The sequence below is a fragment of the Nostoc sp. genome (genome assembly GCF_036919595.1).
Lineage (GTDB): Bacteria > Cyanobacteriota > Cyanobacteriia > Cyanobacteriales > Nostocaceae > Nostoc.
In genome coordinates, this window is sequence record NZ_JBALCO010000138.1 from 1 (window position 1) to 11,024 (window position 11,024).

Annotated in this window: 8 protein-coding genes and 1 pseudogene; 6 read left to right on the forward strand and 3 right to left on the reverse strand. The window is 41.0% G+C overall.

Features of this window, described 5'->3' with window-relative positions:
- Positions 1 to 145: 145 nt before the first annotated feature.
- A complete protein-coding gene (locus V7K21_RS20625) occupies positions 146 to 2,026 on the reverse strand; it encodes a caspase family protein (protein WP_335177108.1) in 1,881 nt (626 codons plus the stop codon).
- A 197-nt stretch (positions 2,027 to 2,223) separates the two neighbouring features.
- On the opposite strand from V7K21_RS20625, the gene V7K21_RS20630 reads away from it, so the two are divergent.
- The 3 genes from V7K21_RS20630 to V7K21_RS20640 all read left to right on the forward strand — a co-directional run bounded on the left by V7K21_RS20630 (position 2,224) and on the right by V7K21_RS20640 (position 3,977).
- Complete coding sequence (locus V7K21_RS20630; protein WP_335177109.1) at positions 2,224 to 2,715, forward strand: hypothetical protein; 492 nt, start codon at positions 2,224 to 2,226, stop codon at positions 2,713 to 2,715.
- A 173-nt stretch (positions 2,716 to 2,888) separates the two neighbouring features.
- Positions 2,889 to 3,062 carry a 50S ribosomal protein L32 gene (rpmF, locus tag V7K21_RS20635; RefSeq protein ID WP_012407602.1) on the forward strand — a complete coding sequence of 58 codons (174 nt, stop codon included), beginning with the start codon at positions 2,889 to 2,891 and terminating at the stop codon, positions 3,060 to 3,062.
- 309 nt (positions 3,063 to 3,371) lie between these two features.
- A complete protein-coding gene (locus V7K21_RS20640; protein WP_335177110.1) occupies positions 3,372 to 3,977 on the forward strand; it encodes a sulfite oxidase-like oxidoreductase in 606 nt (201 codons plus the stop codon).
- An 84-nt stretch (positions 3,978 to 4,061) separates the two neighbouring features.
- Here the strand turns inward: V7K21_RS20640 and V7K21_RS20645 are convergent, their stop codons facing one another.
- Together V7K21_RS20645 and V7K21_RS20650 are read right to left on the reverse strand one after the other, a co-directional pair.
- On the reverse strand, positions 4,062 to 5,441 hold the full coding sequence (locus V7K21_RS20645) for an aldehyde dehydrogenase (protein ID WP_335177112.1): 1,380 nt from the start codon (positions 5,439 to 5,441) through the stop codon (positions 4,062 to 4,064).
- Positions 5,442 to 5,620: 179 nt separating this feature from the next.
- Entirely contained in the window at positions 5,621 to 6,760 is a 1,140-nt protein-coding gene (locus V7K21_RS20650) for a hybrid sensor histidine kinase/response regulator (RefSeq protein WP_335177113.1), read from the reverse strand.
- A gap of 183 nt (positions 6,761 to 6,943) precedes the next feature.
- On the opposite strand from V7K21_RS20650, the gene V7K21_RS20655 reads away from it, so the two are divergent.
- The 3 genes and pseudogenes from V7K21_RS20655 (at position 6,944) to V7K21_RS20665 (ending at position 10,946) form a co-directional block, all read left to right on the forward strand.
- Positions 6,944 to 7,291 carry a CU044_2847 family protein gene (locus V7K21_RS20655; RefSeq protein WP_335177114.1) on the forward strand — a complete coding sequence of 116 codons (348 nt, stop codon included), beginning with the start codon at positions 6,944 to 6,946 and terminating at the stop codon, positions 7,289 to 7,291.
- A 9-nt stretch (positions 7,292 to 7,300) separates the two neighbouring features.
- A pseudogene (locus tag V7K21_RS20660) lies at positions 7,301 to 8,865 on the forward strand (AAA-like domain-containing protein).
- Between the two features lie 101 nt (positions 8,866 to 8,966).
- Positions 8,967 to 10,946 (forward strand): AAA-like domain-containing protein, encoded by a 1,980-nt coding sequence (locus V7K21_RS20665; RefSeq protein WP_335177115.1) that lies wholly within the window; start codon positions 8,967 to 8,969, stop codon positions 10,944 to 10,946.
- The last annotated feature ends 78 nt before the right edge of the window (positions 10,947 to 11,024 follow it).

Genomic DNA, 11,024 nt, shown 5'->3' on the forward strand with positions numbered 1-11,024 from the left:
TTTTTGATCTTTTTCTTCTGGATTCATGCTTGAACACTACCATCTTTCTTCCCTCATGGGAATATTCCTGACATTCCTACCTGGGCAGTTACCTTATAACTCCTAACTTATAACTTCTAACTCTTAACTCCTAACTATTTTTCTACTATTTTTTTTGCCATTTTTGGATGGCATCCTGAGCATCTTCGTAAGTGGCTGTCTCCTCTGGTACTAAAGCAGCAGTCGCAATTGCGGCATTGCTGTCTCCTTCGGCGGCGCGACGCTTGGCCAGGTCTAAAATTTTCTCACTCCATTTATTGATCGATTTTTGGGCAGTATCGAAGCCTGGTTGATCTGATGGTACTTTCTTAGCAACTTCGATCGCACGATTGTAGGTAGATGCCTGTTCAGACTTAATTAAGGCATTAGCTGCATCTAAAAGAGTTTTGTTAGTCACATACTGCTTACCCTCTAGTCGCCACAGGTTGATTGATGCTTGTGCTTTGGCATAGAGGGCTTCATCTTTGGTGATTAATCGTGCGGCAGCAATAGCGCTAGCATACTGTCTTTGTTTAGCACGACCCTCTGCTAAATCTAAAATCATCCGGCTCCAAATCTTAATATTCTGCTGAGCTTGCTCGTACAGTGGTTCACCAGGTTGAATTTTTTGGGCTGTAGCGATCGCCAAGCTCAAATCGCTAGCCTGAGTTTGTCTGAGCGACATTTTCGCCAAGTCTAATACTGCTTGATTTCGCTTTTTCGACTCGGAATTAGAAGTTATTTGGACACTAGATTGGTTTTTGAGTCTAACTGGTGGAGTGTGAGCGTTTGGTAAATTCTGGATAACCTGGCGATCGCTAGCAGTAGCATTAGGTGATGTTTTTGATATTTGCTTAATTCTAAAAGTTTCTTGATTACGGAGAAAAACCACGGCGATTAAACCTGCTACCAGCAGGCTGCCTCCGCCCCACAAGATAAACTGTTTCCAAAAAGGGATACTTGGCTGATTCGATGGCAATCGAGAGACGTAACCTTTGGAGGAATTGGGGATAAATCTCCCCCTTGTATTCACTCCTAAAGAAGTTTCCGGCATTGGCTGGGAAACTAAGCTAGTAGCTGACTCCTGGACTGGTTGACTCTTAGACTTCTCGACCTTGTGAGCCTTCACCTGTTGGGAGGAATTCACAGTAGCTTCTCCCCATCTGCCCCGCTCTGCTGAAGTTTTAGGGTAATCGTCGAGGGGAGGAGCTGCAAGGGCAACAGCAAAGGATTCTTCCGGATAAATCACCGGATTTACTTCAAAGTCGCTTTCCATTGCCAATTGTGGCAAGATTACCTGCGGTCTGGATGGAATGATCGTGGCAGGGTTTTGGACAGGACGCCAGTGGTGTTGACATAATTTTGGCATCAGCAGACTCAGGTAGCTTTCTAAATCTGCCAAGTTGCTGCCATTACCAGAACGCAAAGCTTCTAATAAAGCTGCTGTAAAGAATCCGTGACCTAGTTCGCTACTTTCATGGGAAAATTGCTCTGGTTGGCAAGAAAGAATTGTAGCGAGTTGTAGTTCTTGGGCTAGTTCTATTGTTTCTTCGCCAACGGGAGCATCCGCTTGGGTGCCAAAAGCGCGGTTGATATCGAGCAGTAACAATACATTCATCTCAGCAAGTTGGAGACTTTGCATTAGCGATCGCAATTCTATGCCAGTCTCTTGCACGAGTTCGGGGTTGCCTTCCGCTGGCATTAAGTAATCTTTGCCCTTGTAGTTGACCCCATAACCGCTAAAAAATAACCACAGATAATCTTCTGGTTGCCAACTTGTTGCTGCCAAATCCTCAAGCAGCAGCAAAATATTCTCCTTAGTCGGGTAAGTTGACCTATCCTCAATGGGCGGCGAAGTATTTGTCATGACTAGACAGTGTTTGGGGACAAAACCTCCCTCTGTCACCAAAAAATTTTCTAGTGCCTCTGCATCTGCTTGGGCACAACTTAAAGGTTGAAATAACTGATATTGATTGATGCCAATCGCGATCGCCCAGTAATTTGCCATCCCGCTTTTTGTCAGTTATTGTTTGCTGGTCTTAAAATTGCGGTCAGCTTTGCCAAAAAACAAAGCTAACCGATGTTTTATATCTAAATGATTCTGATCGAATCTTAAGCTAAAATGTAATTTTTATTACGTCAATAGACCGGAAAATACTTTTACCTAATTTCAATAACAGATCATCACTAAGGAGATAGAAGGTCATGAGCAAGATTTCTGCTCACCAACCATCATCGATCACTCCCTTTTCAGTTATTAGCCAAATTGCCAGAAGAATCCGGATAGTTCCTTTAATAGTTTTGCTCATATCTACCGTTCCTACGTGGTTTTTAACGGAAGTGCTCGCACCTCAGGTTGTGCGAGCTTACACCGCTAGAGTTGATCTAGCTATTGACCGCCTGCCGGAAGAAAACTATGAAACCGTTCTCACCAGAGCGGAAGCAGCCGCAAGGGCAGCTGCTCAACGGAGTTTTGACCAAGATATCTTGGTGACAGATGTTTCAATCATTGTGTCCGTACAAAATTATGGCGCGATCGCACCAGTTCTGACTTTAGTTGTCAGTCGTCCTCAATGGCGATCGCGCCCCGATGCTCAAAATTGGGCCACTTACTTCAAAACTGCGCGATCATTACTTTTCTTTGAAAATAGCTCTAATATAGTTCCAGCAGCCAGCGGTGTGTCAACCCAAAAATGACGGGTTGAGCTAGACACAAAGACAAGGAAGAGGTCAATCTTATAATTCCCTCTGTCTCAGTGTCTTTGTGTTCTACTTCAGTCTCAACCTCTCAATTCAAGTTACCTGTTGTCCTTGGCGTCAGTGAATGGCCTAGAATAAGAAGGTTGTCAAGAATCGCGATATCTGCTGACATGGCTGTTCCTAAAAAGAAAACTTCCAAATCAAAACGAGATAAACGTCGAGCTACCTGGAGGCACAAAGCCGTCGTCGAAGCTCAGAAAGCCCTATCTCTGGGCAAGTCGATTTTGACTGGACGTTCTACATTTGTGTATCCAACTGCTGAAGAAGAGGAAGAAGAATCATAATTCCCCAGTCAGGAAAAGCATGAACAGCACCGATAGATTTGATTGGCAATAAATACCAATTAAGCTTCTTACCACTGGATAAACGCTTTTTCTTAGCTTTTCTGATTGGATTATGGATCATAGATCCTCTACACAAACTGATTAGATCGAGAAAAGTTGGTAGTGAGTAATTGGGAACATCCATTACCCATTACCGATCGTTCATGAGTAATGCTCAAATAATCATATAAAGAGTAAAACAACTGGTGCTGTTGGCAACTCAGCAAAAAAGCTTGTAAATACTTTGAGAAAACTTATTTTTCTCTAACTATGCTAGGAAAATTTTTTCACAAACCAGGGAAAGAAGAGGGGAAACGCGTCCCTCCTGGTCAACACTTAGCTAAAGGTTTCCCCGTATTAACTTACGGTGCAACTCCCCAAGTCAGCACTGAGAAATGGGAGTTTCGAGTTTGGGGTTTAGCAAAATCTGCTACCTTTAGTTGGTCAGATTTTATGGCGCTACCTCAACACGAATTCACAGCAGACTTCCACTGTGTAACACGCTGGTCTAAACTCGATGTCAAATGGACTGGCATAAAAATGACAGATTTCATCGGTCTGATTGAGCTAGACCCGAAAGTAGCCCACATTATAGAACACTGCTACGGCGGCTATACTACCAATATCTCTGTAGAAGATTTTATGCGCCAAGAAAACTTCTTTGCTTTTAAAGTATTTGGTGAAGACCTTCCAGCTGAACACGGTGGCCCGATGCGGCTAGTTGTGCCTCACCTCTATGCTTGGAAAAGTGCTAAATGGATTAATGGTTTAGAGTTTTTATCTGGTGAAGAACTTGGTTTTTGGGAGCGCAATGGCTACCATCGCCGTGGTGAACCTTGGGCTGAGGAGCGTTACAGCAACGCTTTTGGGTTTTAAGAGTTAGGAGTTATTCAATTTTGAATTTTATATTTTAAATTTTAGATTTTTCCTTCAATCCAAAATTCAAATAACTCATAACTTTTAACCCAGAAGTTTCTTAATTAGCGGCAATTTGCCCTCATAGGGAGCATATCGCCATTTTAAATCTAGCCAGAATGAGTTTTGCAATACACTTTTGTCATGGGAAAAGGTGTCAAAACTAGCTTTACCGTGATAGTTGCCAATACCGCTATCTTCCACCCCACCAAATGGTAAAGAGGAGACACCAAACTGCATTATTGTGTCATTGATACAGACTCCACCAGATGAGGTTTCTTGCAGAACTCGCTTTTGCAGGTTTTTGTTTTGAGAAAATAAGTATAACGCCAAGGGTTTAGGTCTAGAGTTAATCAAGGCGATCGCTTCGGCAATATGAGTATATTCAATAATGGGTAGAATGGGGCCAAAAATTTCTTCCTGCATTAGAGAATCTTCCAAAGAGACATTATCAATCACTGTGGGAGCGATATAACGCTCTGAAGGTTGATTTTCTCCACCGATGATAACTTCCCCATCTTTGAGAAAGTTAACCAATCTATCAAAGTGTTTTTGACTGATAATTCTAGCGTAATCAGGACTGTTTGCTGGATTATCGCCATAAAATTCTTTTAGGCATTTTTTCATCCCATCTATTAAATCTTTTTTGATTTTTTTATCAACTAAAAGATAGTCAGGAGCAATACAAGTTTGTCCAGCATTAATAAATTTACCCCAAGTAATTCGTCTAACAGTGTGTTTAAGATTAATGTCAGTATCTACAATACAAGGACTTTTACCACCCAATTCTAAAGTAACTGGTGTGAGATATTTGGCCGCTGCTGCCATGATGATTTTGCCGATGGCTGTGCCACCAGTAAAAAAGATATGGTCAAACTTTTCTGCCAGTAGTTTTTGACTTGCTTCAACGCCTCCTTCAATTACTGCAATATAAGCTGGATCAAAATGTTTGGCAAAAATTTCAGTGATAATATGGGAGGTATGAGAAGCAACTTCTGAAGGTTTGATAATTGCACAATTCCCGGCTGCGATCGCACCTATTAACGGTGAGATAATTAAGTTAAATGGATAGTTCCAAGGGCCGATAATTAAAACAACCCCTAACGGTTCTGGATAAATTCGGGCTGAGTAGGAAAAAAAATCCCAGGAAACCGCTGCTTTTTTGGGCTTACTCCAGTTTTGAAGATGTTTTATAGCGTAATCTATTTCCTTAATTACGCCGATTTCTAGGTAACTCTCCACTTCTGGTTTATGTAAATCCGCTTGTAATGCCTCGACTATTGACTGTTCATGCTCAATAATTGCTTGCTTGAGATTTTTAAGTTGTTCAATGCGAAAAGTGACATCTTTAGTTTTGCCAGTTTGAAAAAACTCTCGCTGATTCTGGATAATATTGCCAACGTTAGATAATTCAGTGGTAATCATTATTTTTTTCTGTCAAAAAGTATTTATTTAATGTTAATGCTGCTAGCTCAGTATATTTAATTCATCAAGTTTTAGTATTTCGTTTTTAATTGAAATAATTAATTTAAATTATTGATAGAGAATAGTCAAGTTATAAATTATCAGGGTAAAAATTCGATAATTCCTAATTGCTAATTTTCTCATCCTTTAGTGGGTAGAAGGACAATAAATGCACTACCTTTGGCTAACTCTGAATTAAGCATAATGATGCCTTGATGTGCCTCTACAATTCTCCGAGCAAGGTATAGTCCTAAGCCACTACCAGAAGTCTTATGGTTGCCTTGGCGAAATCGTTCAAATATGGTGGCTTGTTCTTCAAGGGGAATACCTGAACCAGTATCCGCTATCTCAATACTAATATATTCAACGGAATTGGATTTTCCAGAAAATTGAGATTGGCTACTTTTGTCAAACTGGCATTGAGAAGTAAGACGAATAGTCACACACCCAGAGTCGGTAAATTTAATCGCATTCCCGATAAGATTTGTGAATAGACGATGCAATTCTAAGCGATCGCCCATCACTGTATTTGACTCTTCAGTAAAATCTAAATTTAGCGACAGTGTTTTGTCTTGAGCTAAAGGTGCTAATTCTCCAGTCACTTCCTCTAGCAATCGGCTCAGATTAACTGGTTGAAACGCCAAAGTTTTGCGACCGGCTTCAAAGCGATAAACTTCCAATAAGGTATTGACTATAGAAAGCAGGTTGATATTGCTACGGGCCATGATGGCGATTACTTCCTGCATTTGTGATGATAATGTTCCCAAAGCGCCTTGCTGAAATAGCATTAACATGCGATCGGCCGCCACCAAGGGAGTGCGTAAATCGTGGGTGAGACGGGAGACAAAATCTTCTCGCTGGCGGGCAATTTCATCACGTTCATCCATACTATGCTTTAAACGCAAGAGCGATCGCACTCGTGCCAGCAATTCATCTACTGTTACAGGTTTGCGGATAAAATCATCAGCACCCAAGTCTAGTCCGTGGGCAACGTTGGGCGCATCGTGGGCAGTGATCAGCAGTATAGGGATATATTGCGGCAACTTCATCTCACCACGAATGTGCTTGGTGACTTCGTACCCGTCCATACCTGGCATCATCAGATCGAGTAGAACCAAGTCACAAGGAGAAGCTTTCAATTCTGCCAAGGCCGAAATCCCATTTTCTGCAGTGCTAATCGTGTAACCTTCTTCCTCCAAAATAGTTTTGATCAAAAACACATTATCAGGAGAGTCATCGACAACCAGAATTTTGTCAGAGCGAGAAGATTGTGAAGTCATGTAAATGCAAGGTATGGGAAAAAAGTAAATTTTTAGAGAAACTGGTTTACTGGTATAGTTTTTAGATAGTACTTTTAAGTAAACTTTCTCCGAAAAAAATTGTTTACCAATAAATTTATATAAATGTGTTTTAAAAACTACTTTACTTACCTTTTTAACAGATAGCCACAAGCTAATTGAATTATGGCTCGTAAACTTCTAGAACTGAATACAGAAGATGGTGGCAAGATTTTGGTAGCAGTTGAGTTACCAGATGGATCAGTAGGTCGTGTAGCACCACCTACAGGTGATTTACCTATAGAAAAAGTAGAGGCTAGCTTCGATGCCGTTAAGGATTTGATTGTTCGCGGGTGTCGCCCAATTACCAAAGCATTTCGTACTTTAGAGCAAGAATCGCAACCTGTGAGCGGAGAAGTTGAGTTTGGATTGAATTTCACTGCCAAAGGCTCGGTCTATGTAGTCGAATCCACTGGACAGGCATCATTGAAGGTGAAAATAACTTGGAAACTGACACAAGAAGAAAACAAGTAATAAATTGTCATGAGTTGGAATTTAGTAAAAGCTTGTACCGTGGCGATCGCTACTCCAGAAGGTAATATCCAAGGTACGGGCTTTTTTATCTCACCTAATGGACATTTACTCACCTGCGCCCATGTCGTTGAGTCAGCAGGGGGTTGGGAAGAAGTGCGAGTCAATGGGCAAAGGGTTGAATTGGTTTATTTGGGAAATAGCGCCTGTGATGATTTCGCCATATTGCAATTATCCGGTTATCAAGGCCAAGGTGTACCCTTATCTCTAACTTTTGAGCCAGGGAATCAATTTCGCTCCATTGGCTATGGGCGTTCGGACTTCTCAGAAGGAGGAACAATTGAGGGCAATATCACTGATGATAACCGTCATTTAGGTTTTGGTAACTTACTCATGTTGCGGTTGCGGGTAATGGCAGACTCGCAACAAATCATCGGTGGCTATAGTGGTTCACCCGTGTTTAATATTCAAGCTCAAGCAGTAGTTGGGATGATCGCTGCTTACGACAATAACCAAGGGGGATTAGCTGTACCACTGACGACAGTTAAAAAAAATTGGTCTGATTTGACAAGCTTGTTAGAGCCAGAACCATCTCCAGAACTGGAATTTCCGTTTTTTGATAAAGCTTTTTACTCTAATTGTTACAAGGAAGTTGATAAGCCAGGGGGATTAATTCGGTTGAGAGCACCTTTGCAATGGGGTAAAACCTACTTAATGAGCCAGATTTTGGATTATGGAACTCAGCAAGGCTATAAAGTAGTACGAGTAGACTTTCAAGAGCCAGAAAAAAATTATTCAATACTTCAAAGCCTTTCTTGCAATGGTTCTGCACCAGCATAGCCAAAGAATTAAATCTATCAGAGAAACTAGCTCAGAAGTTGAAAGTTACAGTGAACACTAACACAGACTGTACAAACTACTTTGAAGAATATTTATTGACAGCAATCAATACTCCGCTAGTTTTGGGATTAGATAATATTGATGTCATATTTTCCTATCAGATAGCTAGTGATTTTCTTGCATTACTACGAGCTTGGTACGATAAGCGCACAACTAACCCTATTTGGAAAAAGCTCCGGTTGGTAATAGCCTATTCTAAAGAAGATTACATTCCTAGAGATAGTAATAGATCGCCGTTAAATGTCGGGAAAGGTATTGAAATACCAGAGTTAAATCGGCTACAGGTGCAGAATTTAGCACAGCGCCTCCAACTCCTTTGGAATGGAGAGCAAGTTACCCAACTAATGGCGATGGTTGGTGGGCATCCTTGGCTGGTGAAGGAGGCGCTGTATAAAATAGCGTGGCGTGAACTAACGTTGAAAGAACTATTGAAAATTGCTCCTACACAAGAAGGTTTATACAGCGAACATCTGCTTCGCCATTGGTCAATATTGCAAGATAATTTAGAACTACTTGCAATTATGAGACAAGTAGTTGCTGCCAATGCCCCAGTCAAAATAGACCCAGAGAAAGCATATAAATTATGGTGTATGAGACTAGTAAAATACACGGGCAATGATGTTATGCCCTTGTGTGATTTGTATCGGCTTTATTTTCGCGCTCGCTTCGGATTGTAGTGATGATTTCAAATTTCCCAGAAATTTACCCCAAATCCTCTTTGCAAGCAGACAGGAAAGCCGGAGAATGATTTAGTATGCAACTGCATTGGACATAATTCATGAATCCAGCGCCTAACCCAAACTATGAATATCAAGTTGGGGGTACTTTACCTCCTGATTCCCCTACCTACGTCACCCGGCAGGCAGATAATGATTTATACAAAAAGTTGAAGGCGGGGGAATTCTGTTATGTCCTGAACTCGCGCCAGATGGGTAAATCGAGTTTGCGGGTAAGAACCATGCAAAGGTTGCAGCAAGAAGGAATTGCTTGTGCTGAGATTGATATTACTGCGATCGGCACTCAGGATGTCACCCCCGATCAATGGTATGCAGGTGTGATTGACAGTCTGGTTAAGAGTTTAAAACTAGATGAGAATTTTGATTTAGAAAACTGGTGGAAAGCACAAAAATTGCTGCCTCCATTGCGACGACTAGGGAAGTTTCTTGAAGAAGAGATGCTAACCTCTATTCCTAAAAAAGTTGTCATTTTTGTAGATGAAATTGATAGCGTTCTTAGCCTGAATTTTTCGACTGAGGATTTTTTCGCTTTGATTCGAGTCTGCTATAACCAACGTGCTGATAAGCCAGAATATAAACGCCTCACATTTTGTCTTTTAGGGGTAGCAACTCCCTCTGATTTGATTCAATATAAACAGCGTACACCATTTAATATTGGTCAACCCATTGAACTCAAAGGTTTTGATTTAGATGAAGCCGAGCCTTTAGCTATGGGATTAGTAGGTAAAGTCAGTAATCCCCAAGCAAAGCTACAAGAGGTTTTGGAATGGACTGGTGGACAACCATTTCTTACCCAAAAACTTTGTCAACTTATGCTAAATGATGAGCAACAATTATCTGTAGAGCAATTAGTGCGATCGCGAATTATCCAAAATTGGCAATCTCAGGATGATCCTGAGCATTTGAGGACAATACGTGATCGCATTTTCAGCAACAAGCAGCCTGCGGATCTGTTGCTTGAATTATATGAACAAATTTTAAGAAAAAAAGAAATTGAAGAAGATAACAGTCCGGGGCAAATAGAATTGCGCCTATCAGGATTGGTAGTTAAGGAAAATGGTAAGTTAAAAGTTTATAACCGTATTTATGAGTTTGTTTTTGACAATAATTGGGTTAATCAGGCGTTAGCGAGTTTGCGACCTTATGCAAAAGAATTAACAGCATGGCTAGAGTCTAACCGTGAAAGTAAATCGGATCTTTTGCAGGGACAGAAATTACGACAAGCTCAAGCATGGGCAGAACAGAAACAGTTGCTTGTTGAAGATTATCAATTTTTATATGCTAGCCAAGAATTAGCAACACGAAAGCAGCAACAGCAGCAACGTCTTATCTTCTCCCTTGTTCCAGTACTACTAATTTTAGTATTTGGGTTGTTCATTTGGTGGAACCGACGAAATGAACTTCCGGTTATTGGCAAGAATCCAGACCCGAAACCGTCAATAACGGTACAACCAGAACCGCAACAACCAGTATTTCTTAGCGAAGGTGAGCGTACTTTATTTAATGGAAGTCAAAATCCAAGCCGCACTCAGGCTTTTGAAGCTTTTCAAAACAGAGATTATACCCAAGCTGTTAAAGATTTTCAAAAAGCTAGGCAAGCCTTCCCTTATGACCCAGAGTTACAAATTTATTACAACAATGCCCTAGCATATCAAAAAGGCAACCCACTAACTCTGGCAGTTGCTTTACCAGATACTAACAAAGAAGCAGGTATTTCTCAAGAACTATTGCGAGGAGTTGCACAGGCGCAAGATAGTTTTAACAAATTGCCTGGAGATAATAAACGATTGTTAAGTATAGTAATTGCCAATGATGGCAGTTCTCAAGCTCAAGCTCAAAAAGTTGCTGGAGAGCTAATTAAAAACCCAAATATTCTAGGAGTTATTGGACACTATACTAGTCCAAATAGTCAAGCGGCACTGCCTCAGTATGAAAGTGCTGGTATAGCAATGATATCTCCAGGGAGTACAAGTACCTCGCTAAATAGCCCAGTATTTTTTAGAACAGTACGCCTTATGTGAATTAAGCCACAGGATGCTGTTCAAAAGTAAGAACATCAATACCAAAACGCTGGCGCAGAAAAATACGCAGAGTATGAC